At 62.0% G+C, this 21,414-nt stretch carries 26 protein-coding genes; 17 read left to right on the forward strand and 9 right to left on the reverse strand.

Annotated elements, in window-relative coordinates; genetic code table 11:
• Nucleotides 1-16: 16 nt before the first annotated feature.
• Entirely contained in the window at nt 17-628 is a 612-nt protein-coding gene (locus tag X741_RS156490) for a pyridoxamine 5'-phosphate oxidase family protein (RefSeq protein WP_023777321.1), read from the reverse strand.
• 73 nt (nt 629-701) lie between these two features.
• Nucleotides 702-1,055, reverse strand: a complete 354-nt coding sequence (locus X741_RS156485; RefSeq protein ID WP_023777322.1) for a DUF971 domain-containing protein — start codon at nt 1,053-1,055, stop codon at nt 702-704.
• 199 nt (nt 1,056-1,254) lie between these two features.
• Here X741_RS156485 and moaA point away from each other — a divergent pair, with 199 nt between their 5' ends.
• The 13 genes from moaA (at nt 1,255) to X741_RS156420 (ending at nt 10,981) form a co-directional block, all read left to right on the forward strand.
• The gene (gene moaA / locus X741_RS156480) at nt 1,255-2,250 is read left to right on the forward strand and encodes a GTP 3',8-cyclase MoaA (RefSeq protein ID WP_023777323.1); all 996 of its coding nucleotides are present in this window, start codon (nt 1,255-1,257) and stop codon (nt 2,248-2,250) included.
• 57 nt (nt 2,251-2,307) lie between these two features.
• Nucleotides 2,308-2,781 carry a hypothetical protein gene (locus tag X741_RS156475; protein WP_023777324.1) on the forward strand — a complete coding sequence of 158 codons (474 nt, stop codon included), beginning with the start codon at nt 2,308-2,310 and terminating at the stop codon, nt 2,779-2,781.
• A gap of 117 nt (nt 2,782-2,898) precedes the next feature.
• Nucleotides 2,899-3,258, forward strand: coding sequence for a hypothetical protein (locus X741_RS156470; RefSeq protein WP_013895561.1), 360 nt, complete (start codon nt 2,899-2,901; stop codon nt 3,256-3,258).
• A gap of 177 nt (nt 3,259-3,435) precedes the next feature.
• Nucleotides 3,436-4,356: a DMT family transporter gene (locus X741_RS156465; RefSeq protein WP_023767680.1), complete on the forward strand. Its 921-nt coding sequence runs from the start codon at nt 3,436-3,438 to the stop codon at nt 4,354-4,356.
• Between the two features lie 83 nt (nt 4,357-4,439).
• Nucleotides 4,440-5,066, forward strand: a complete 627-nt coding sequence (gene mobA / locus X741_RS156460) for a molybdenum cofactor guanylyltransferase MobA (RefSeq protein ID WP_023777325.1) — start codon at nt 4,440-4,442, stop codon at nt 5,064-5,066.
• Nucleotides 5,063-5,572 (forward strand): molybdopterin-guanine dinucleotide biosynthesis protein B, encoded by a 510-nt coding sequence (gene mobB, locus X741_RS156455; protein WP_023777326.1) that lies wholly within the window; start codon nt 5,063-5,065, stop codon nt 5,570-5,572. The genes mobA and mobB overlap by 4 nt, the downstream gene beginning before the upstream one ends.
• Nucleotides 5,573-5,731: 159 nt before the next feature.
• Nucleotides 5,732-6,517 (forward strand): ABC transporter substrate-binding protein, encoded by a 786-nt coding sequence (locus tag X741_RS156450; RefSeq protein ID WP_023777327.1) that lies wholly within the window; start codon nt 5,732-5,734, stop codon nt 6,515-6,517.
• 79 nt (nt 6,518-6,596) lie between these two features.
• Nucleotides 6,597-7,316 (forward strand): ABC transporter permease, encoded by a 720-nt coding sequence (locus tag X741_RS156445; protein ID WP_023767677.1) that lies wholly within the window; start codon nt 6,597-6,599, stop codon nt 7,314-7,316.
• The gene (locus tag X741_RS156440; protein ID WP_023777328.1) at nt 7,313-8,134 is read left to right on the forward strand and encodes an ABC transporter permease; all 822 of its coding nucleotides are present in this window, start codon (nt 7,313-7,315) and stop codon (nt 8,132-8,134) included. Before X741_RS156445 ends, X741_RS156440 begins: the two co-directional genes overlap by 4 nt.
• Before the next feature lie 112 nt (nt 8,135-8,246).
• Nucleotides 8,247-9,116, forward strand: coding sequence for an NAD(P)-dependent oxidoreductase (locus tag X741_RS156435; RefSeq protein WP_023777329.1), 870 nt, complete (start codon nt 8,247-8,249; stop codon nt 9,114-9,116).
• Between the two features lie 6 nt (nt 9,117-9,122).
• Nucleotides 9,123-9,827 carry a DNA alkylation repair protein gene (locus X741_RS156430; protein WP_023777330.1) on the forward strand — a complete coding sequence of 235 codons (705 nt, stop codon included), beginning with the start codon at nt 9,123-9,125 and terminating at the stop codon, nt 9,825-9,827.
• Nucleotides 9,787-10,365, forward strand: a complete 579-nt coding sequence (locus tag X741_RS156425) for a GNAT family N-acetyltransferase (RefSeq protein WP_023777331.1) — start codon at nt 9,787-9,789, stop codon at nt 10,363-10,365. Before X741_RS156430 ends, X741_RS156425 begins: the two co-directional genes overlap by 41 nt.
• Before the next feature lie 46 nt (nt 10,366-10,411).
• Nucleotides 10,412-10,981, forward strand: a complete 570-nt coding sequence (locus X741_RS156420) for a DUF3299 domain-containing protein (protein ID WP_023777332.1) — start codon at nt 10,412-10,414, stop codon at nt 10,979-10,981.
• A gap of 118 nt (nt 10,982-11,099) precedes the next feature.
• On the opposite strand, the gene X741_RS156415 is transcribed toward X741_RS156420, so the two are convergent.
• The 4 genes from X741_RS156415 to X741_RS156400 form a co-directional block, all read right to left on the reverse strand.
• Nucleotides 11,100-11,591, reverse strand: a complete 492-nt coding sequence (locus X741_RS156415) for an Lrp/AsnC family transcriptional regulator (protein WP_006205209.1) — start codon at nt 11,589-11,591, stop codon at nt 11,100-11,102.
• Nucleotides 11,592-11,699: 108 nt separating this feature from the next.
• Nucleotides 11,700-12,374, reverse strand: a complete 675-nt coding sequence (locus X741_RS156410) for a uracil-DNA glycosylase family protein (RefSeq protein WP_032927720.1) — start codon at nt 12,372-12,374, stop codon at nt 11,700-11,702.
• The gene (locus tag X741_RS156405) at nt 12,314-12,925 is read right to left on the reverse strand and encodes a glutathione S-transferase (protein WP_023777334.1); all 612 of its coding nucleotides are present in this window, start codon (nt 12,923-12,925) and stop codon (nt 12,314-12,316) included. Before X741_RS156405 ends, X741_RS156410 begins: the two co-directional genes overlap by 61 nt.
• 32 nt (nt 12,926-12,957) lie before the next feature.
• The gene (locus tag X741_RS156400) at nt 12,958-13,581 is read right to left on the reverse strand and encodes a thermonuclease family protein (RefSeq protein WP_023777335.1); all 624 of its coding nucleotides are present in this window, start codon (nt 13,579-13,581) and stop codon (nt 12,958-12,960) included.
• A gap of 75 nt (nt 13,582-13,656) precedes the next feature.
• Between X741_RS156400 and X741_RS156395 the strand changes: the two genes are divergently transcribed.
• Nucleotides 13,657-15,177 (forward strand): HAMP domain-containing sensor histidine kinase, encoded by a 1,521-nt coding sequence (locus tag X741_RS156395; RefSeq protein WP_023777336.1) that lies wholly within the window; start codon nt 13,657-13,659, stop codon nt 15,175-15,177.
• 25 nt (nt 15,178-15,202) lie between these two features.
• Here X741_RS156395 and X741_RS156390 read toward each other — a convergent pair whose 3' ends face one another.
• The gene (locus X741_RS156390) at nt 15,203-16,201 is read right to left on the reverse strand and encodes a nicotinate-nucleotide--dimethylbenzimidazole phosphoribosyltransferase (protein WP_023777337.1); all 999 of its coding nucleotides are present in this window, start codon (nt 16,199-16,201) and stop codon (nt 15,203-15,205) included.
• A gap of 233 nt (nt 16,202-16,434) precedes the next feature.
• Here X741_RS156390 and X741_RS156385 point away from each other — a divergent pair, with 233 nt between their 5' ends.
• Together X741_RS156385 and X741_RS156380 are read left to right on the forward strand one after the other, a co-directional pair.
• Nucleotides 16,435-16,665 carry a DUF1289 domain-containing protein gene (locus X741_RS156385; protein WP_013895544.1) on the forward strand — a complete coding sequence of 77 codons (231 nt, stop codon included), beginning with the start codon at nt 16,435-16,437 and terminating at the stop codon, nt 16,663-16,665.
• 62 nt (nt 16,666-16,727) lie between these two features.
• The gene (locus X741_RS156380; RefSeq protein ID WP_023777338.1) at nt 16,728-17,432 is read left to right on the forward strand and encodes a TIGR02281 family clan AA aspartic protease; all 705 of its coding nucleotides are present in this window, start codon (nt 16,728-16,730) and stop codon (nt 17,430-17,432) included.
• Nucleotides 17,433-17,438: 6 nt separating this feature from the next.
• Here X741_RS156380 and dusA read toward each other — a convergent pair whose 3' ends face one another.
• The gene (dusA, locus tag X741_RS156375) at nt 17,439-18,431 is read right to left on the reverse strand and encodes a tRNA dihydrouridine(20/20a) synthase DusA (RefSeq protein WP_031249942.1); all 993 of its coding nucleotides are present in this window, start codon (nt 18,429-18,431) and stop codon (nt 17,439-17,441) included.
• A 128-nt stretch (nt 18,432-18,559) separates the two neighbouring features.
• On the opposite strand from dusA, the gene X741_RS156370 reads away from it, so the two are divergent.
• Nucleotides 18,560-19,654 carry a site-specific integrase gene (locus X741_RS156370; protein ID WP_023777340.1) on the forward strand — a complete coding sequence of 365 codons (1,095 nt, stop codon included), beginning with the start codon at nt 18,560-18,562 and terminating at the stop codon, nt 19,652-19,654.
• A 157-nt stretch (nt 19,655-19,811) separates the two neighbouring features.
• Here X741_RS156370 and X741_RS156365 read toward each other — a convergent pair whose 3' ends face one another.
• On the reverse strand, nt 19,812-20,825 hold the full coding sequence (locus X741_RS156365) for a LysR family transcriptional regulator (RefSeq protein WP_245272682.1): 1,014 nt from the start codon (nt 20,823-20,825) through the stop codon (nt 19,812-19,814).
• Nucleotides 20,826-21,414 lie beyond the last annotated feature (589 nt).

The raw sequence follows: 21,414 nt of genomic DNA on the forward strand, positions 1-21,414 counted from the left end.
ACCCAAGGTGCACCGGCTACCACATCGTCTTCTTCGCCCGCTCCGGCCATTCCTTGTCGTAGGTCTCGCCGTCGATGTTCTTGCGGCTGGTGATTTCCAGGATCTGTCCGGGCGTCGGCAGCGATTTCGGATCGACATGCCTGGCCGGGTTCCACAGTTCCGATCGCACGATGGCGCGGGCGCACTGGAAATAGACCGAATCGACACCGATGACGGTCACCGAGCGTGCCGGCTTGCCGTCGACACTGAACGACGCGCAAAGCGCTGCATCCGTGGTGATATGGGCCCGGCCGTTGATGCGCAGCGTGGTGCCGGAACCGGGCACCAGGAACAGCAGCCCAACACGCGGATCCCTGATGATGTTCTTCAGCGAATCGGCGCGGTTGTTGCCACGCCGGTCCGGCATCATCACCATTCGCGGATCGACGATCCTGACGAAGCCGGCGAGATCGCCGCGCGGCGAACAGTCGAGCCCCTCCGGTCCGCTGGTCGCCAGGGCGACGAAGGGCGAGGCCTCGATGAACGCGGCATATTCGGGGATGAGGTGGTCGAGTTCCTTGACCAACGAGGCCTCGCCCGGAATTCCATAGAGCGCCTCGAGCTGCTCGACCGTGGTGATGATGGACATCGTTTTCGCCTCCGAACCTTTGCCGGCGCTACTCCAGATATGTGACGTCCTGACGACGCCAGCATGCGGGGAATCAGCGATCCCGGCTCAAGCCCTTCTCCGCCAATTCCGCGAGATAGGCATTCCAGCGCTCGTCCTTCTCGTGGCCGAGCGTGTGCAGGTAGTTCCAGGTGAAGATGCCGGTGTCGTGGAAATCGTCGAAGGTGATGCGCACGGCATAATTGCCAATCGGCTCGATCTTCAGGATCGCCACATTCCGCTTGCCGGGAACCGTCACGCGCTGTTCGGGCGAATGGCCCTGCACCTCCGCCGAAGGCGACGCCACGCGCAAGAGCTCCGCCGGCAGCTCGAAAGGCTGGTGACCGGGAAACGTCACGGTGAGCTGCTTGCGGTCCTTCGAGACCCTGAGTTCTTTTGGCGCGGTCATTCTGTTCGATCCGGTGTCATCCACCCTTCCCTACGCTGCTTCGCCAGGTCGGAAAAGGCTGTTTGAGATGAGCCGACATGCAATGTCGGCCTCGAGATGTTACCAGGGATCAACACCTTCTATCTTGAATGGCTGGCCGCTTCGTATCACATAGCGGTATATAACGATGCCACTCATGGCTACGGGAAGCGCTTGAAGCATGGACATGATCGACCCCTTCGGTCGCACGATCAGCTATCTCAGAGTGTCGGTCACCGACCGCTGCGATTTCCGTTGCACCTATTGCATGGCCGAGGACATGGCCTTCCTGCCCAAGAAGGACCTGCTGTCGCTGGAAGAACTCGACCGGCTCTGCACCGTCTTCATCGAAAAGGGTGTCAGAAGGCTGCGCCTCACCGGCGGTGAACCGCTGGTGCGCAAGAACATCATGCATCTGGTGCGCCAGCTGTCGCGGCATCTCGAAAGCGGCGCTTTGGAAGAATTGACGCTGACGACCAACGGCTCGCAGCTTGCGCGCTTCGCCGCCGAACTCGCCGATTGCGGCGTCAAGCGCATCAATGTTTCGCTCGATACGCTCGACGCCGACAAGTTCCACAAAATCACCCGCTGGGGCCATCTCGACAAGGTCATGGCCGGCATCGACGCCGCGCAGGCGGCCGGGCTGAAGGTCAAGCTCAACGCGGTGGCGCTGAAGGATTTCAACGACGCCGAACTGCCCGAGATGATGCGCTGGGCGCATGGTCGCGGCATGGACCTGACGGTCATCGAAACCATGCCGATGGGCGAGATCGACGCCGACCGCACAGACCAGTACCTGCCGCTGTCGCTGCTGCGTGCCTCGCTGGAGCGCCAGTTCACCTTGACCGACATCCCCTTCAAGACCGGCGGCCCGGCGCGCTACGTTCATGTCGCCGAGACCGATGGAAAACTCGGCTTCATCACGCCGATGACGCACAATTTCTGCGAGAGCTGCAACCGCGTCCGGCTGACCTGCACCGGCACGCTCTATATGTGCCTCGGCCAGGAAGATGCTGCCGATCTGCGTGCGCCCTTGCGTGCGTCCGAAGGCAATGAGTTGCTCGCCGACGCTATCGACGAAGCCATCGGCCGCAAGCCCAAAGGTCATGATTTCATCATCGACCGCCGAACCAGCCGCCCATCGGTGTCCCGGCATATGAGCGTCACCGGCGGCTGACCTTCCCACGGATTTGTGCAAGGATTGCCTCGTGGCCTTCGGACTACGGGGTAAGGCATGAGGCGGTTCTTTTCGATCGTGACGTCTTTCGCGACGATTTCGGCAAGCGCCGCGATTGCCGAGCCTTTCACCTATGTGAACGAGCGTTTCGGCACGGTCTGCACCTTCCCGGATGAGATCTTCAACGATCGCCAGCCTGAGCCGGACAATGGCGACGGACAGGTATGGCTGAGCGCGGACGGTGCCAGCCTGACCTGCTCCGGCATCAACAACATCGATGACGAAACCCCGAAAGGCTTCGTCGCCGAAGAGAAGGCGAGCAAGGAGCCAGGCTACAAGATCACCTACAGCAAGACCGGCAAGGACTGGGCGGTGTTGTCGGGGCTCAAGAACGACAAGATCTTCTACGAGCGGCGTTTGTTCGGAAAGGACAGCGTCATCCGCACGGTGTGGATCGATTACCCGCCGGCTGTGAGATCGAAATACGACCCGCTGGTCGGTGCGATCGCCGTCAGTCTCAAAGGGCCATGAGCATTCTCCAGCACATCCCAGAAAAAGTCTGATCCGCAAACGGTTGTCGGATTTACCGCCAGCACGTTCCGGCCTAGCTTTCGCTCGGCGGAATCGTCGCTCACAGGGGGTCACATCATGCGCAAACTCATTCTTTCTCTCGCATTGCTCGGCCTTGCGGCCGTGCCCGCGGCAGCCCAGTCGATCGGCGGCACCTACACCGTTGCCGGCACCAATTTCGACGGATCGCCCTATGGCGGCGAAGCCACCATCACGCTGACCAGCGGAACCACCTGCACGATCCATTGGGAAACGGGCGGCTCTTCTTCCGACGGTATCTGCATGCGCAACGACAATGCCTTTTCGGCCGGCTATGTCATGGACAAGGACATCGGCCTCGTCGTCTACAAGGTTCAGGATGATGGCTCGCTGCATGGCCTGTGGACGATCGCCGGCAAGGAAGGCAACGGCACCGAGATCCTGACGCCAAAGAAATAGCCATCGCGGCGGCACGGCTTGTCGGGATGCGAATTCGCTTTCCGGCAGATACGCGACGAATCCGGACATGATTTCCCACCAGGACGATGGACGACCGGGCCCTGGTACAGCCCTTTGCCGTTGCTGTTTCGCGGCGGGCTGTTACAGGCTTGCTTGCCAAAGCAACCGGTAGATGTCTTGCCTCTTTCTCCAAATCTTCGCGGCGCGTTGTTCATGATGGTGGCGATGGTTGGCTTCACGCTCAACGACGCCATCACCAAATACTCGTCGCAATCGATGAACATGGCGCAGGTCATGCTGATCAGGGGAGCGTTTGCCTCGCTCTTCGTCGGCCTGCTGGCCTGGCAGCGTGGCGCGCTTTTCCAGCCGCGCCTGATGCTGCAGCCTTTGGTGGCAATCCGCGTCCTGGCCGAAGCCGGCGCCACGGTGTCATTCCTCGTGGCGCTGGCCCATCTGCCGATCGGCAGTGTCTCGGCCGTTCTGCAGGCGCTGCCGCTGGCGGTGACGATGGGTGCGGCGCTGTTTTTCGGCGAAGCGGTCGGCTGGCGCCGCTGGCTGGCGATCGCCGCCGGTTTCGCCGGCGTTATGATCATCGTGCGGCCGGGCTTTGACGGTTTCAGCCTGTATTCCCTTTGGGCGCTGGCCAGCGTTGCCTGCTGCACCGTGCGCGATCTCGCCACCAGGCGCATCCCTCAGGCCATCCCGACCATGCTCGTCTCGACCGCCACCGCCCTTGCGATGACCGTCGTCGGCGCGGCGTTGCTGGCGCCGATGGGCGGCTGGACGCCGATGAGCGGCAAAAGCACGGCGCTGCTGGCGCTGGCGGCGGTGCTGGTGCTCGTCGGCTATCAGTTCATCATCATGGCGATGCGCTCGGGCGAAATCTCCTTCGTCGCGCCATTCCGCTACACCGCACTCCTTTGGTCCATACTGCTCGGCTTGATCGTCTTCGGCGATTTTCCGGACGCGCCGATGATCGTCGGCGCAACAATAGTCGTCGGCTCTGGTCTCTATACGCTCTATCGCGAACGGGTGGTCGGCCGGCGAAGGATCGTCGCCGAAAGCACCGGGCCGGCCATGGCGCCAGATGGTATCTAGATGGGATCTAGCCGGGGATCTGGGAAGACGGGATCCAGGAAGTTGCTTGCGATTTTCGGTGGCAGGCCTACAGGCTGAGTGTCATGAAGCGAGACGTAGCCGGGATCATCCTGGCCGGTGGCCAGTCGAGACGAATGGGCGGCGGCGACAAGAGCCTGTTGCCGCTCGGCGGCGGCTGCGTGCTAGACCAGGTGCTGTCGCGCTTCGGCCCGCAGATCGAGACCCTGGCGCTGAGCGCCAATGGCGATCCGGAACGCTTTTCCCGCTTCGGATTGCCCGTGCTTGCCGACACGGTCCCGGGCTTTGCCGGACCGTTGGCCGGCATCCTGACCGGTCTTGAATGGGCCGTTGCCGGCACGCCTTGCGAGGCGATTGTCACCGCCGCCGGCGATACGCCTTTCCTGCCGCTCGACCTCGTCGACCGCCTGGCAGCGGCGGCAAGCGAGAATCCTGGGTCAATTGCCGTGGCCTCTTCGGCCGGCCGGCGGCATCCGACCTTCGCGCTGTGGCCGGTCGAATGCCGTGATGCGCTGCGGCAGTTCCTGGTCGATGAGGACAACCGGCGGGTTTCGGCCTTCATCGAGCGCCATGGTCATGTCGAGGTGGAATTCCCGGTCCCGCAATCCGCCGGGCCCGACCCTTTCTTCAACATCAACGTGCCCGACGATCTTGCCCAGGCCGCGCGCCTGTTGCAGAGCATGACGCCATGAACAGACGCGTCTTCGGCATCACCGGCTGGAAAAACTCCGGCAAGACCACACTGACCGAAAAGCTGGTCGCCGAGTTCGTGCGGCGCGGCTGGAAGGTCTCGACGGTCAAACATGCCCATCATGATTTCGACATCGACAAGCCGGGCGCCGACAGCTTCCGCCATCGGCAGGCCGGCGCCACCGAGGTTGCGATCGTGTCCGGCAACCGCTGGGCACTGATGCACGAGTTGCGTGGCGAGGATGAGCCGCCGCTGGATGGCATCCTCTCGCGGCTCGCCCCGTGCGACATCGTGCTGGTCGAAGGCTACAAGCGCGAATCCCACCGCAAGATCGAAACCAGGCGGCTGGAAGCAAAGGACCGGACGCCGCTTTCGGTAAGTGATCCCAATATTGTCGCTGTCGCCGCGGATTTCGCCATCGCGGACAAGAACCTGCCGGTATTCGCCCTCGACGACGTAAAATCGATAGCCGACTTCATCGAGCGCACGACCGGCCTCGTTGCCTGAGAACTAACGTAACGGCAGAACGCGATTGCCGATCTTGGTGGTTTTGCAGTTGCTTTTTTCTTGGAAAGAGTGGGAGTATCGCCCTCAGCGGGCGGTCAAAAGCACCGCCCCACAGAGCCGTTTCGGAACGACGGCCGGGACCATAAAGAGAGGACTATCATGCGTATTGCACTGCGTATCGCGCTCGCCGCTTCGGCCGCGCTGCTGACGCTCGGCGTAGCCCAGGCCCAGGAGAAAACCCTGAGGATCGGCACCGAGGGCGCCTACCCCCCGTTCAACAACCTGACGTCTGACGGCAAGCTCGTCGGCTTCGACATCGACATCGCCCAGGCGCTTTGCGACCAGATGAAGGTCAAGTGCACCTTCGTCGCTCAGGATTGGGACGGCATCATCCCGGCACTTCAGGCCGGCAAGTTCGACGCCATCGTCGCCTCGATGTCGATCACGCCGGAGCGGAAGGAAAAGGTCGACTTCTCGCACAAATACTACAACACACCCTCGGCGCTCGCCGTGCCGAAAGACTCGACGCTGAAGGGTGTGACCAAGGAAGATCTCGCCGGCAAGACCATCGGTGTCGCCACCACGACCACCCATTTCAACTATGCCTCGAAGACCTACACCGACAGCACCGTGAAGGGCTATCCGAGCAGCCCCGAGGAGCAGGCGGATCTTGCCAATGGTCGTCTCGACGCCATCGAGGACGATATCGTCGTGCTGCAGCAATGGCTGGATTCGCCTGATGGCGCCTGCTGCAAGATCCTCGGCCAGCCGTCGCCGCAACCCGTCGAGATCTTCGGACCGGGCGCAGGCATTGCGGTGCGCAAGGGCGAGACCGACCTGGTCAACAAGCTCAATGAAGCCATCGACGCCATCCGCGCCAATGGAAAATACAAGGAAATCAACGACAAGTACTTCAAGTTCGACGTCTACGGCGCCGAGTCCTGATAGACAGGTTCAAGACGGCGGGGAACTCCCCGCCGTCTTTCTATTCATCTTGGGAACGCCGTGGGGATAAGATCCGTCGATGCCAGCCCAGAGCATATGGACACTTCTCAGTTGGGGACCTGATGGCTGGAGTGACGATATTGCGTATGGCATCGTAGTAACGGTTCTGCTTGCGCTGGCGACGCTGCCCATTGGTTTGACGATTGGCTTTTTCATTGCGCTGGGCAAGCAATCCGAAGAGCCCTCGCTTCGCCTTGCCGCCAATATCTACACCACGGTCTTCCGTGGCCTGCCGGAACTGGTGACGCTCTTCCTGTTCTTCTTCGGCGTGCCGATCCTGCTGCAGCACCTCATCCGCTATTTCCGCCCCGAAGCGACGATCGACGTCAACAGCTTCGTCGCCGGGATGATCGTGCTCTCGCTGATCTTCTCATCCTACGCCAGCGAGGTTTTCCTTTCGGCCTTTCGTGCCATCCCGAAGGGGCAATATGAGGGTGGCTACGCCATCGGACTTTCCTACGGGCAGACAATGCGCAAGGTGATCTTGCCGCAGTTGCTGCGCATCGCCTTCCCCGGTCTCGAAAATTGCTGGCTAAGCCTGTTGAAGGACACCTCGCTGGTGTCGGTCGTCGGTCTGGCGGAGACGTTGCGCAACGCCGGTGTGGCCGCTCGCGTGACAAAACATTCGTTCCTGTTTTATGGCGTGGCGGCCTTGGTCTTTCTCGGTCTGGCCATCGTGTCGTCTTTCGCCACCAGCGCCATCTTGCGCTCGCTCGGCAAACGGGAGGCGCAACGATGAGTGCCACGGCCACGATGGTTGAACGGCCGCCGCCGCAGGTGCGCGGCTGGCCACGCAAGCGTATCGTCGGCTATGCGCTGGTTGGACTGTGGATAGCCTTTGGCCTTGGCATCGTCAGCTACCTCTTCTTTGCCTGGAACGCCGCCTTCTTCGCCAAATATGCGCCGGCCTATCTGCGGGGGCTGGGCGTCACCCTGTCGCTGGTGGCCATTTCGATGGTGCTTGGCGCTGTTTTGTCCGTGCCTGTTGCCTATGGGCGTATGTCCAGGAACCGGATCCTGTCCGGCCTTGCCTATTGCTACGTCTACTTTTTCCGGGGCACGCCGCTGCTGGTCCAGACATTCCTGGTCTATTATGGGCTGGGCTCGTTCCGGCCGGAGCTCCAGATGATCGGGCTCTGGGATTTTTTCAAGGATGCTTTCAACTGTGGCGTCTTTGCCTTTTCGCTCAACACCGCCGCCTACCAGGCGGAAATCCTGCGCGGCGCCATCGAGAGCGTGCCGAGGGGCCAGTGGGAAGGAGCTGCTTCGCTTGGCCTGCACAAGTTGCAGACGCTTCGCAAGATCGTCCTGCCGCAAGCGCTGATCGTCGCCTTGCGGCCTTACGGCAATGAGCTGATCCTGATGGTCAAGGCGTCGGCGATCGTCGCTATTATCACCGTCTACGACCTGATGGGCAATGCAAAACTCGCCTTCGCCAACTCCTTCGACATCCAGGCCTATATCTGGGTTGCCCTGGTGTATCTTGTCATGGTCGAGTTGTTGCGCCATGGCATCGAATGGATCGAGCGGCGGATCACCATCCATCTGAAACGCTGATCCATTTTCGATTCGGCTGTACCAGTCGATCGGACCATGCGCGTCTTGACGAATTGAACGCAGAGCCTAGAGCTTTCGCAACAATTCCATTTTCAGTCTGAAGGGCAAGCTCATGGCATCTGTGGCATTTCTCGGTCTTGGCGTCATGGGTTATCCCATGGCCGGGCACCTGAAGAACAAGGGCGGCCACGACGTCACCGTCTACAACCGCACCCGCGCGAAAGCCGAACAGTGGGTCACCAAACATGGCGGCAGCCTTGCCGCGACGCCTGCACAAGCCGCCGAGGGCAAGGATTTCGTCTTTTCCTGCGTCGGCAATGACGACGATCTGCGCTCGGTGACGACAGGTCCCGAAGGCGCGTTCAAGGCAATGAAGAAAGGTTCGGTCTTCATCGACAACACCACGGCCTCGGCGGAAGTCGCGCGCGAACTGGCGGAAGCCGCGCGGTCGAGCGGGTTTTCCTTCCTCGACGCGCCGGTCTCCGGTGGCCAGGCCGGCGCCGAGAACGGCGTGCTGACGGTCATGGTCGGCGGCGATCAGGCTGCTTTCGACAGCGCCAGGCCGATCATCGACGCCTATGCCCGCATGGTTGGACTGATGGGACCGGTGGGCGCCGGCCAGCTCACCAAGATGATCAACCAGATCACCATTGCCGGTCTCGTGCAGGGTTTGGCCGAAGGCATCCATTTCGGCAAGAAGGCCGGGCTCGACATCGAGAAGGTGATCGAGGTGATTTCCAAGGGCGCGGCCGGTTCCTGGCAGATGGAAAACCGGCACAAGACGATGAACGCCGGAAAATATGATTTCGGTTTCGCCGTCGACTGGATGCGCAAGGATCTCGGCATCTGCCTGGCGGAGGCCGATCGCAATGGCGCCAGCCTGCCGGTGACCGCGCTTGTCGACCAGTTCTACAAGGACGTGCAGGCGATGGGCGGCAAGCGTTGGGACACGTCCTCGCTGCTGGCGCGGCTGGAGAAGTAGGCGACGATGTCCCTGCCCGTTCCAGGTTGGACCGCGCAGGACATCGTCACGCATCTGCGCTCGATCGGCACCAAGGAGAACCGCGCCGGCATGGCCCGGTTCGGCATCAACACCGCGACCGCGCTCGGCGTCGGCAACACGGATTTGCGGCCCCTGGCGCGCAAGCTGAAGCGCAACCACGAGCGGTCCCTGGCGCTGTGGAACAGCGGCATTCGCGAAGCGCGGCTGATGGCGGCGTTCACCGGCGAGCCGAAGAGGATCACAATCGAGGATTGCCGCCGCTGGGCCGGCGACTTCGATTCCTGGGAGATTGTCGACACTGTCTCCGACCTGTTCGTCGATACGCCGTTCTGGCGCGAGCTGATCGAGGAGTTCGCCGCTGACGAGCGTGAATTCGTGCGCCGCACGGCCTTCGCCATGCTCGCATGGGCGGCCGTGCATCTGAAAAAGGAGCCGGACGCGACGTTCCTGTCCTACCTGCCCTTGATCGAAGCCCATGCCGGCGATGAGCGCAACTTCGTCAGGAAGGCGGTCAACTGGGCGTTGCGGCAGATCGGCAAGCGCTCGGCGGCCTTGCATGCCCCTGCCCTTGTCGTGGCGCGGAAACTTGCGGCCGCCACGGACAAGGCCGCGCGCTGGATCGGCAAGGACGCCGCGAAGGAACTATCCGATGCCAAGACACTCGAACGCCTCGCCGCCAGAAAAGTTTGACATCGCCAATATCCGTTTCACCGAGGTGACGCGGGCAACGCGCGGCAGCTTCGAGACCTTGTTCCAACAGCCCGGCGCGCCGAAATATTGCTGGTGCATGGCATGGCGGTACTCCGGTCGCGAACACATCCAGAGCGACGAGAAGAAACGCCTGATGATGGCGCTCATCGATACCGGCACACCAGTCGGCATCCTCGCCGAGATAGGCGGCAAGGCGGTCGGCTGGTGTTCGGTTGCGCCCCGCGAAACCTACCGCAAGCTTTCAAATCGGCAGGACGACAGCGAGACCGGCGTGTGGTCGATCGTCTGCTTTTATGTGCCAAGGGCGCTGCGCGGCGGCGGCCTTGCCTCCGCATTGCTCGACGCAGCCATTGACCATGCCTTCGCCAAGGGGGCGCACATCATCGAGGCCTATCCGGTGGAGGATGCGTCGCCGAGTTATCGTTTTATGGGCTTTCGCGACATGTTTGCGGTTCGCGGCTTCCACGAGATCGGCATGGCCGGTTCTCGCCGACATGTGATGCGGTTGGAGCGTTGACGTCGTCGTCGGCGGCGTCTTTACTCGCCCGCAAAGGAAGCGGCCGATGAGCAATCTTCTCAAGTCGATCGTAGCGCTCGCGGCCGCACTGTTTGCATCCGCGGTTACTTCCGCCTCGGCCGAAACCTCACATATCTTCTGGAAGGATCTTCGCCCGGCGACCCAGGCGGTTGCCGAAGACGCAGGGTTGCCGATGATCGCGGCAAAGCTGCCCGATCACGGTGAGACGCTGTCGCTCGATCTGAGGGGCAAGACCATAGAATTGGCCGGCTATGCATTGCCGGTCGATCGCGACGGCGACCTCGTCTATCAGTTTCTGCTGGTGCCGTGGACGGGTGCGTGCAGCCACATGCCGACGCCACCGCCCAACCAGATCGTGCTGGTCACGCCAGCCCATCCATACAAGATGTCGCAAGCCTACCAGCCGGTGGCCGTCACCGGCGCCCTGAGGCCGGACATGGAGAAGAGCCAGCTGTTCATTCTCGACGGCGTCAGCGTCATCCAGTCCGGATACACGGTGCGCAAGGCGGAGGTGGTCGGCATCGACACCGTGCCGGACACCATCACCTTGCCGGTGAATTCGCCCTGGAGTTTCCTCAACAAAAAGAAGAACTGAGCGAGCCGTCTCGTCTTAATGCATGTCGCCCAAAAGTGAGCTCGGTTTTGGGAGAACGACATGCATGAAAACAAAGACCTAAAGCACGTCGCATGAATCCGTTTCAGCGCGACGCGCTTTAGGCCGCGTTGGCACCCGATTCCTTGTCCAGCACCATGTAGTCGAGCGGGATTTCGGTGGTGTACTTGATCTGCTCCATGGCGAAGGACGACGACACGTCACGGATCTCGATCTTGGCGATCAGCCGCTTGTAGAAGGCGTCATAGGCGGCAATATCGGGCACCACGACGCGCAAGAGATAATCGACGTCACCGCTCATGCGGTAGAACTCGACCACCTCGGGAAATTCCTGGATCACCTCGGAAAACCGCCGCAGCCATTCGTGACTGTGCGAATTGGTGCGGATCGACACGAAGACGGTGACCCGCACATTGACCTTCTCATGATCGAGGATGGCGACGCGCCGCTTGATGACGCCCTCCTCCTCGAGCTTCTGGATCCGGCGCCAGCAAGGTGTGGTGGACAGGCCGACTTTCTTGGCGACGTCGGCGACCGCGAGCGTCGCGTCCTCCTGCAGGAGGCGGAGAATTTTTCTGTCGAGGCGGTCCATTGAAGCGCTCCTGGGGAATAGATTGGCTATACTCCCTCTTATTTCGGCCTTTCACAAGAAAGAAATTCTGCCGAACAGCATAAAAGCGAGTGATTTCTTGCTGAATGCCTAGCCGAGGCGATAGCGGATTTCCGACCGCAGGAAAGGCAGCAAATCCATTTCAAACCACGGATTCTGCTTCAACCAGCCGGTATTGCGCCAGGACGGATGCGGCAGCGGCAAGACTTTCGCACCAACGGAATTCTCCCAGATGGCGCGCCAGTCCCTAACCGTTTCCGTCAGCGAGGGGCGGCGCGCGGCGCCCATGTGCCAGGATTGCGCATAGATGCCGATCGTCAGCACCAGGTCTATCCGCGGCATCATGGCCATCAAGGGCGCGCGCCAGGCAGGCGCGCATTCGCGCCTCGGCGGCAGGTCGCCGCCCTTGGCGTCCTGTCCGGGAAAGCAGAAGCCCATCGGCACGATGGCGAATTTCTCCGTGTCGTAGAATTCGTCGCTGGTCACGCCGAGCCAGTTGCGCAGGCGGTCGCCCGAAGCATCGGTGAACGGCATGCCTGACAGGTGCACCTTGGTTCCCGGCGCCTGGCTGGCAATGAGAATGCGGGCGCTGGACGATGGCCGCAGCACCGGCCGCGGCTCATGCGGCAGCGGTTTGCCGATGGGATTTTCGACGCAGATGCGGCAGGCGCGGACCGCTGCCGCGAAGCTGTCGAGTTCCACGCTCAAGCAGCCGCACTCGGCCGGCTGGAGATCGCCTGATGCCAACGCAACACATTGGTGCATTCCTCCGGCACTTTGATGCGTGCCGGTTTCATGAAGTCGACGGCGATCAAGCCGGTAATATCGGCAATCGAATAATCGTCGCCGGCGGCGAATTCCCGGTTCGCCAACTCGCCGTCGAGAAGTTTGAGAAATTCGACAGCCTTCGGCTTGTTGGCCTCGCCCCATTCGGGGATCTGCGGGATTTCCCAGTCCTTCATGGCCGGATGGATGTGGCGAAAAGCCTGCGTGACGCTGCTGAGCAGGTTGAACTCCATCCGCCGCTGCCACATCTCGACGTGCGCCTTGCCGAGCGCACCGCGTCCGAACAAGGCCGGCTTGGGATGCAACTCCTCGAAATAGCGGCAGATGGCGACGGATTCGGTGATGACGGTGCCGTCATCGAGCTCCAGCACCGGCAGCCTTTGCAAAGGGTTACGCGAACGTACCGCCTGGCCCTTGTGCTCCAGCGCACCCATGTCGATGGGCACCAGCGGCACCGCGATCCCCTTCTCGGCAAGGAAAACGCGAACCCGCCGCGGGTTGGGCGCCCGGCCACCGTCGAAGAGCTTCATTCGATCCTCCTTTTCCTTCAGACAGATACGCTTCACCAGAAGCGAAAAATCTCCCGAGCGGCGTCGCCAATCGACGCCAGCGTACCGTGTTTTCGTTCGACGACCTCGCCGTGATGGCTGTCACGCCAGTCCTGCGGCTGATCGAACGTGCCCGCCCAGATACCAGATTTCGCCGCGCGGGCAGCCGCTTCCTCGCTTTCGAAGCCGCCATAGGAAACGGCCCAGCCGGCTTCGACCTGGGCGCGATTGAGGTCTGTGCCCCCGGCCTTGCAATCGCCAAGCAACCGGCCATAGCGGTCACGCTGCCAGCCGCTGCAGGTGACGGGCCTGCCGGCGATCAGGCGTACCAGCGACTGGCGCGCGAGCGTTCCACAGGGATAATCGGCGCCGTTCCTGCGGCAGGTCTGGGTGTATTCAGGGGCGTCGATGCCGCGCATGCGGATGCGTTCGGTGCCAAGCGTGATGGAATCGCCGTCATTGACGATGGCCGCGCCTTGCGTCTTGCGCGTCTCGACCCGGTCGAGGCGCGCCGCGAGCAAAATCAGCAGCCCCAGGATAATGGCGGCCAGCCCGTAGTCCAGCACCTTGCGCCACAAGCTTCTCGGGCGCGGCGCCGCGTATCGCCGGCGCGGTCTTGGCGACCAGGAACGACTCATATGGCAAACGGTTGGTTAATCATTCGAACGTAGCTTAACACCTTGAAATCGCTGCGCGCATAAATTGAAGTTTCCATGCCTTTGCAACGCTCGAACACAGCGGACAAGTTCATTGTGGACCGCAGGAAACCCCATCGCAACAGCGATGTGGCACGCGCGGTGCGCAAGACGCGCGACCGTCTTTCCCAGCAGGCCGGTAGTCTCGATTTCGACCGTGAACTCCTGAAACTGCACGCCCGCGCGATGACAAGCGGCGCCGTGGTCATCCCGCTGCTCGTCCTGGCGATCGCCGCGGCCGGCTGGCTCGCCGGTGTCGGCAATGAGATTGGGCTCTGGGCGCTGTTCACGCTCACCTGCTACACGATCGTCGTCTTCATGGCGCGTCGGATCGAGCGTACGGAAGCTTCCGAGCTCAACCCATTGCAAGCGCGCGGGGAATTCCTGGTTGGCCATTTCCTTTGCGGTCTCGGCTGGGCATGGTTCGTCTGGCTGGGCTGCGGCGCCTGCGCGGTCGATCAGTTCCATGTGGTCAAGGCGGTGGTGCTGTTGTTTGCCATGGCAGGAACGGCGGTCATGGCCTCGTCCCTGCGCGGGGCACTGTTGGCGACCTTTGCCGTTCCGGTGGCGCTTTATGCCTATGCCGGCGCCAAGCTGTGGATGCCGCTCGAGGCGATCATGGCCGGACTGCTGGTCTTGTCCTTGCCTTTCTTCGCCTATGTCGCCCGTCACCTCAACGATTCATCCCTCATGATGTTGTCGTTCCGTTCGGAAAAGGACGCGCTGATCGCCGAATTGGAGACGGCGAAATCGATGTCGGACGAGGCGCGGCGGCGGGCCGAGGATGCCAATTTGGCAAAATCGCGTTTCCTCGCTTCGATGAGCCATGAATTGCGCACGCCGCTCAACGCCATTCTCGGCTTTTCCGAGGTGATGGCGAACGAGGTGCTGGGACCGATGAGCAATCCGACCTATCGCGACTACGCGCATGACGTGCATGATTCCGGCCAGCATCTGCTCGACCTGATCAACGAGATCCTCGACCTGTCGCGCATCGAAGCCGGCCGCTACCAGCTCAATGAAGAGCCGGTGATGTTGCTCAACATCGTCGAGGATTGCTGCCACATGATGGAGCTGAAGGCACGCAACAAGGATATTCGCGTGATCCAGGATTTCGAACAGACATTGCCGCGCCTGTTCGCCGATGAGCGCGCTTTGCGCCAGATCACGCTCAACCTTCTGTCCAACGCCATCAAGTTCACCGCCACCGGCGGCGAGATCCGCGTGCGCGTCGGCTGGACGGCGGGCGGTGGACAATACATTTCGATCAAGGACAATGGCCCGGGCATCCCCGAGGACGAGATCCCGGTGGTGCTCTCGGCGTTCGGCCAAGGCTCTATCGCCATCAAGAGCGCCGAACAAGGCACGGGGCTTGGCTTGCCGATCGTGCAGGGTCTGCTTGCCATGCATGGCGGCGAGTTCGAACTTCATTCCAAGTTGCGCGAAGGCACCGAGGCGATCGCCATCTTCCCGCTGAGCCGGGTGATGGAAGAACTGCCGGCGCTGCCGACCGCGGCGGTGGCGGCACGGCGGCGATAGCGGATTTCATCGAAGCGCGGAGCGTCTAGCCCCGAACCGCCGCCGCCATGCCCGAGCTGGTCAGTGCCGCCGCCTTGACCAGGCCTGCGCCAAGTGCGGCCCCTGCCCCTTCGCCGTGGCTTATGCCCCAGTCGAGCAGCGGTCGAAGGCCAAGCCGTTCGGCGGCCGGGGCGTGGCCCGGCTCCGGCGACAGGCTGGCAAGAAGACAATGGTCTATTGCCGAAGGGTTCGCGGCATGCAGCACCGCCGCGGCGGCCGTCGCGGCAAAGCCGTCGAGCAGCACGGGGATATTCTGCATCCGCGCGGCGAGGATGGCGCCGGCCATCGCCGCGAACTCGCGGCCGCCGACCCGGCGCAGCACCTCCAACGGGTCTTCGAGATGGCCGGCGTGAAAGGCCAGCGCCGCATCGACGACGTCCGCCTTGCGGGCCTGCATCGCCGCATCGGCGCCGGACCCCGGGCCGACCCAGTCGGCACCCCTGCCCCCGAACAGCGCGGCGAGCAGGGTGGCGGCGACGGTCGAATTGCCGACGCCCAGATCGCCGAGGCAAAGCAGATCGGTGCCGCCGGCAATCGCTTCCATGCCGAAGGCCATGGTGGCCGCGCAGCCGCGCTCGTCGAGCGCGGCGTCCTCGGTGATGTCGCCGGTCGGGATGTGCAGGGCAAGATCGAACACTTTCAGCCCGAGGTCATTGGCGATGCAGATCTGGTTGATCGCGGCACCGCCGGCCGCGCAAAGCTCGACCGCATTGGCGGTCGCCGCCACCGGACGCGGCGAAATGCCGTGCCTGACAACCCCATGATTGCCGGCAAAGACCGCCATCAGCGGTCTTGTCACCGCAGGCGGAGCCCGGCCGCTCCAGGCCGCAAGCCACGCGGCGACGTCCTCTATACGGCCAAGCGAATTCCCCGGTTTGTCGGCTTTGGCGAACAGCGTGCGTACGCGTGTCTGGGCTGTCATGTCGGCTGCCGGCAGGTTGGCGAGCAGGTTGCGAAAATCGTCGAAAGGCAGTGCGCTGGTCATGTCGGGAGCAATCGTTCCTGGAGGTGGTGAGCGGCATAGCTGCCTTGCGTGATCGGCACAACCTCTCGATCGTCCTTCTTGCCCGGCCGCCCTTCTTGCCCGATCGTCCTTCTTGCTTGATTGCCGCAAAGACGGCGGCGGAGGGCGTGATCGCGAGGGCTTGCATTGGCTTTGCCGTTGCACCATGTGGAGGTGGAACGAGGGATTCCGAGCGGAAACCTCAAGAGAAAGTCATGACGGCCATCGAATCCCCGTGCATCCTGGTCTGCTCGATCGACATGAAGACCGGCTTCTGCTTCGGCTGCGGCCGCACGCGCGAGGAAATCGGTGCCTGGATGGGGATGACGCCGGAAACGCGCCGCAGCGTGATGGCCGAACTGCCGGCCCGGCTGGAAACGGTCGAGCGCCGGCCGCGCCGGGAAACGCGCCGCACCCGCATGGCGCGCGAACGCGACGCACTCTAAAGCAGTTGACCATTTCACGGAAACGGCGAACTGCTCTAACTCTTTGGTTTGATGAGGCACGGATGGGCCGGCTGTTCTGGATTCTGATGGCCGTGATCGGCATGGGGGCAGTCCTGCTCATGCTCAACGATTCCGCCGGCAGTACGCTCGGCGTCGACAATGACGATTTCGGCCGGCTGATCTGGCTTGGCGCCTTCGGTGCCCTTATCGGTGCCGGCCTGCTGCGGTCGGGCCGCCCGTTGGGCGACATGGCCCGCAACCTTGGCGCCTGGGCGGCAATCGTGCTCGCGCTGATCGCCGGCTATCAGTATCGCTACGAACTGCAGGACGTTGCCAGCCGGGTGACCGCGGGCCTCGTTCCCGGCAGTCCGCTGGCGCTCGGCGTCGAAGACGGCCACGCCACCGTGACCCTCGACAAGGCCGACAATGGCCACTTCGAAGCGCGCATCCTGATCAACGGCAACCCGGTCCGCGCCGTGGTCGACACCGGCGCGACCAGCACCGTGCTGACATCGCAGGACGCGCAAGCCGCTGGCTTCAATCCGGCGGTGCTCAACTACACGATACCGGTTTCGACCGCCAACGGCATGGCGCGCGCCGCAGCCGTCAAGACCGACGAGGTGGCGATCGGCGGGATCGTGCGCAAGGACATGTCGGTGATGGTGGCGGCACCCGGCATGCTCAGCCAGAGCCTGCTCGGCATGAACTTCATCGGCTCGCTGTCGGGCTTCGACGTGCGCGGCGACCGCATGATCCTCCGGGACTGAGGTGCTTCAGGCCGCTTCCGCCGCTCCGCCGAATTCCACAGCCGCGAAAGCCGTCTTCAGCACATCCGGCCCGGCGCCGGGCCGGGTCGCGTCGGTCGACAGGATCTGGCGGTAGCGGCGCGCGCCGGGCAATCCGTGGAACAGCCCGACCATGTGGCGGGTGACATGGCCAAGCCGCCCGCCCTGTTCGATATGGCGCGCCGCATAGTCCGCCATCGCATCGATCAAGGCGGCGAAATCGAATGCCGCTGGCTCGGTGCCGTAGAACGCGGCATCGACGCCAGCCAAAATACCTGGTGTGTGGTAGGCGGAGCGGCCAAGCATGGCGCCATCGACGTGGTCGAGATGCCCACGCGCTTCGTCAAGCGACTGAATACCGCCATTGATGCCAATGAATTTGTTCGGTTTTCCGGCCTTCAGCCGATAGACCCTGTTGTAGTCGAGCGGCGGGATGTCGCGGTTTTCCTTCGGGCTCAACCCCTCCAGCCAGGCCTTGCGCGCATGCACCCACAACGCGTCGGCGCCGGCTTCGAAAACCCCGTTCGCCAGCGCATCGAGCGCCGGTTCGGGATCCTGCTCGTCGACGCCGATGCGGCATTTCACGGTGACGGGGATCTTCACCGTCGCTTTCATGGCCGCGACGCAGTCGGCGACCAGGTCGGGCACTTTCATCAGACAGGCGCCGAACGTACCTGACTGGACGCGGTCCGACGGACAGCCGACATTGAGATTGATCTCGTCATAGCCGAACGCCTCGCCAATGCGCGCCGCCTCGGCAAGTTTCGCGGGGTCGGAGCCGCCGAGCTGGAGGGCGACCGGATGTTCCGCCTGATCGAAGCCAAGCAGCCGATCGCGCGCGCCCTGGATGACCGCATCGGCCACCACCATCTCGGTGTAGAGCAACGCACGGGCCGTCAGCTGGCGATGGAAGAAGCGGCAATGCCGATCCGTCCAATCCATCATAGGCGCAACGGAAATCCTATGAGCTTGATTTATCACGCTTTTTCTCGTATTTTCAGGGCCTTAAAACGTGCACACGTTCGCCGTTTGTACGACACGATATCCGTCAGTTTTCGCATTTTGTACTCCTCCCTGTGCACACAGCGTGCACGAAAAAGAGACCACCCATGGCATCCATCAACAAGTTGGCTTCCGGCAAGTGGCGTGTGCAGGTTCGCTGCAAGGGTCACTACCTCAGCACCAGCTTCTCGCTGCGCAAGGACGCCGAGATGTGGGCGCGCAGAATTGAGCGAGAAATCGACCTTGGTCAGAAACCTGCTCCCAAGCACAAGGACGGGATCAAAACGGTCTCCGACCTGATCGACGTGCATATCGCCGATATGGCGGAAGTTGGCAAGGTGATCGGGCGTTCGAAGGCATTCAGCCTGGACCTGCTACGAGCCAGGCTCGGAAGGCTCAACATCGCGGATCTCAATCGCGAACAGGTCATAAAGTTCGGCAAGCAACGAGCCGAGGAAGGCGCCGGACCCGTCACCGTTGGAATAGACATCGGATACATCCGGACATTGCTGGTGCATGGCGCGGCTGTGCATGGACTGCCTTATTCAGCGGAGCCTGTGGAACTTGGTCGTGTCGCCCTCACCCGCTTGGGTCTTGTTGGCAAGGGCAACGAGCGCGATCGGCGACCGACGCTTAACGAGATAGAGGCCCTGATCCGATACTTCAGAGGAAACAACTTCCAGATCATCCCCGTCGACAAGATCATCCGCTTTGCGATCGCGACCGCCATGCGGCTCGGGGAAATCTGCAACGCCACGTGGGAGGACCTCAACGACCGCAACAACACCCTGCTGATACGAGATCGCAAGGACCCACGCCACAAGAAGGGCAATCACATGCGTATCCCGCTCCTCGATGTGAGTGGTTACGACGCCCGCGCGATCCTCGAAGAGCAGCGTTTTTCCACTGAGGGAAAGGGACGCATCTTCCCCTACAATGGGAAATCGGCCGGAACCGCCTTCCGACGTGCCTGTAATGAACTTGAGATCGAGGATCTGCACTTCCACGACCTGCGTCACGAAGGCACAAGCCGCCTGTTCGAAGCTGGCTTCTCCATCGAGCAGGTCGCGATGGTCACCGGGCACAAGGATTGGAAGATGCTACGCCGCTATACCCATTTGAGGCCGGAGCAACTTCATGTGATCGCGGCGAGGCTTCAACAGACATCGCCGAATACGGAGTTGCGGCAAGCAATCGTCTAATGCCACTTTGCCAGACATCCGCCGTTGCTGGGAGGACAACGACGAATCCGGGATGGATTGAGCGATGTTGTCACTGGTCGCAAGGATTGGAAGATGTTGCGTTGATATACGCATCTCAGCCGGAAACCCCGCACACGATCCGAGTTGCGAGGGCAGCCTAGCCGACTACCAATAAATTGGCGCTTCCTGAGGAATCCCTCTCTGAACCTGTCGCGGGCGGCTCCGTGGAAAACGCAGCGATGATCGCCTCGAGCGATACATTCAATGCGTTGGAGAAGGTCCTGCCCTTCTGCCAAATCGCCACGTAGTGATACAGCGCGGACGGTTCCACTGGCTTTATTCCCAGGTGAAACGCCGCGTATTCACGCGCAATGATCTCATTGGTGATTGAAATGCCCAGGCCAGCGGAAACGTATCCGGCTTCGTGACCGTTGCAATCGAATTCCACCAGTATGTTCGGCTCAACGCCAGCGAAACGCATGGCATTGAAGTTCATTTGATGGGCGGCGAACTGGGGATCGATATCGACGATCGTTTCACCCGCCAGGTCTTGTGCCTCGATGCAGGTCTGTTTTGAGAAACGGTGGTCGGGATGAAAGATGCATACGTTGCGAGCTGACCCAAGCGGCGCCCACTCAAACAGACTTGGGTCCAGGGGCAACCTCGAGATTCCAAGTTCCGCACGTCCTGCCAGGATGTGCTCGCCGATCTGCTCGTAGCTTCCTGAAATCGACTGGACATTCGAAGCGGTCTTTGCGTGGATAATCGCCACGACCTTGGGCAAGGTCACGAAACCGAAAACAGAAGGCGCGGCAATCGCAATCCGCTGCTTTTCATCATTCTTCATCGCGAAGATCGACGCTCCCAGCCGATCCAGGGATGTCAGGGCAAGTTCTACGTTCCGCAGGAGTTCCCAGGCTTCCTGCAAGGGGACGATGCGGTTGGCTGATCTCTTGAAGAGTGTGATGCCGAGCGTGGCCTCGAGTTGCTTCACATGTTGACTGACGGCCGGCTGGCTTATCCCGAGTGCTGCCGCCGCTCGCCTTGTCGAACCAGCCCGCAAAACTTCTCGGAAGACCCTCAGTTGACGGAGCTTCAGACGATTTCGCCGGTGAACTCGTTTGCGGTGGTCTTCTTGAAGGCGCCGATGGTAGCCATTGTAAGTCTCCATTTTCTGTTCCCGAGCCCGCACCATGCGGCCTCGATGGGGATCGCTTGGCCGGAGGCGACCGACGACGCATCGCTTGCGACCGGAGCAACGCGAAGGACGGCGCAGGAACGGCTTTCTTGTCTCGCGAGGAATGGCGGCGCTCGGGGCCCCATGCGCTTGCCGCTTGGGGTGGGGCCGGCAGGGGAAGAAAGTCGGGACGCGCCGTTGCGGCTTAGGTGGTCGAGGCTTCAGCCGTCCTTCGGCCAGATCAGCCCATTGAAGAGGCCGTTTGGAGCGCTCTTGGGACAGATTGGCATCGGAGACGTCGGCGTCCAACGCGCCGGCAGCAGATCGCTACGAGCTTCACCGGCATCGCCTACACGTCCAGGCATGGGACCGCGCGCACCTCCAACGACGCGGCGGCCAGTCGCGCTGCCATCCTGCCACCGAATGGTTGGCCTGCCCTGCGGCGTCGACAGAACGTCCAAGTCCACCAACAAGGCCGCGCCGGCGTGGCCATTGCCCGATCCTTGGCATGCAGCCCGATTGCTCCACCACCCATGACAAGGAGGCTAGGCCTTCGTCGGTCTGGTCCACCCGCCGCGTTCGC

Source organism: Mesorhizobium sp. LNHC221B00 (genome assembly GCF_000502935.1).
In the GTDB taxonomy this organism is placed as follows: Bacteria; Pseudomonadota; Alphaproteobacteria; order Rhizobiales; family Rhizobiaceae; genus Mesorhizobium; species Mesorhizobium opportunistum.

Coding starts and splice junctions, on each gene's coding strand:
- X741_RS156475 (WP_023777324.1), top strand. CDS start 2,308: ATGAGGCGGTTCTTTTCGATCGTGACGTCTTTCGCGACGATTTCGGCA.
- mobB (WP_023777326.1), top strand. CDS start 5,063: ATGAACAGACGCGTCTTCGGCATCACCGGCTGGAAAAACTCCGGCAAG.
- X741_RS156450 (WP_023777327.1), top strand. CDS start 5,732: ATGCGTATTGCACTGCGTATCGCGCTCGCCGCTTCGGCCGCGCTGCTG.
- X741_RS156395 (WP_023777336.1), top strand. CDS start 13,657: ATGCCTTTGCAACGCTCGAACACAGCGGACAAGTTCATTGTGGACCGC.
- X741_RS156415 (WP_006205209.1), bottom strand. CDS start 11,591: ATGGACCGCCTCGACAGAAAAATTCTCCGCCTCCTGCAGGAGGACGCG.
- X741_RS156490 (WP_023777321.1), bottom strand. CDS start 628: ATGTCCATCATCACCACGGTCGAGCAGCTCGAGGCGCTCTATGGAATT.
- X741_RS156430 (WP_023777330.1), top strand. CDS start 9,123: ATGTCCCTGCCCGTTCCAGGTTGGACCGCGCAGGACATCGTCACGCAT.
- X741_RS156440 (WP_023777328.1), top strand. CDS start 7,313: ATGAGTGCCACGGCCACGATGGTTGAACGGCCGCCGCCGCAGGTGCGC.
- X741_RS156470 (WP_013895561.1), top strand. CDS start 2,899: ATGCGCAAACTCATTCTTTCTCTCGCATTGCTCGGCCTTGCGGCCGTG.
- X741_RS156400 (WP_023777335.1), bottom strand. CDS start 13,581: ATGAGTCGTTCCTGGTCGCCAAGACCGCGCCGGCGATACGCGGCGCCG.
- X741_RS156390 (WP_023777337.1), bottom strand. CDS start 16,201: ATGACCAGCGCACTGCCTTTCGACGATTTTCGCAACCTGCTCGCCAAC.
- X741_RS156385 (WP_013895544.1), top strand. CDS start 16,435: ATGACGGCCATCGAATCCCCGTGCATCCTGGTCTGCTCGATCGACATG.
- X741_RS156410 (WP_032927720.1), bottom strand. CDS start 12,374: ATGCACCAATGTGTTGCGTTGGCATCAGGCGATCTCCAGCCGGCCGAG.
- mobA (WP_023777325.1), top strand. CDS start 4,440: ATGAAGCGAGACGTAGCCGGGATCATCCTGGCCGGTGGCCAGTCGAGA.
- X741_RS156370 (WP_023777340.1), top strand. CDS start 18,560: ATGGCATCCATCAACAAGTTGGCTTCCGGCAAGTGGCGTGTGCAGGTT.
- X741_RS156435 (WP_023777329.1), top strand. CDS start 8,247: ATGGCATCTGTGGCATTTCTCGGTCTTGGCGTCATGGGTTATCCCATG.
- moaA (WP_023777323.1), top strand. CDS start 1,255: ATGGACATGATCGACCCCTTCGGTCGCACGATCAGCTATCTCAGAGTG.
- X741_RS156420 (WP_023777332.1), top strand. CDS start 10,412: ATGAGCAATCTTCTCAAGTCGATCGTAGCGCTCGCGGCCGCACTGTTT.
- X741_RS156380 (WP_023777338.1), top strand. CDS start 16,728: ATGGGCCGGCTGTTCTGGATTCTGATGGCCGTGATCGGCATGGGGGCA.
- X741_RS156485 (WP_023777322.1), bottom strand. CDS start 1,055: ATGACCGCGCCAAAAGAACTCAGGGTCTCGAAGGACCGCAAGCAGCTC.
- X741_RS156365 (WP_245272682.1), bottom strand. CDS start 20,825: ATGGAGACTTACAATGGCTACCATCGGCGCCTTCAAGAAGACCACCGC.
- X741_RS156425 (WP_023777331.1), top strand. CDS start 9,787: ATGCCAAGACACTCGAACGCCTCGCCGCCAGAAAAGTTTGACATCGCC.
- X741_RS156405 (WP_023777334.1), bottom strand. CDS start 12,925: ATGAAGCTCTTCGACGGTGGCCGGGCGCCCAACCCGCGGCGGGTTCGC.
- X741_RS156445 (WP_023767677.1), top strand. CDS start 6,597: ATGCCAGCCCAGAGCATATGGACACTTCTCAGTTGGGGACCTGATGGC.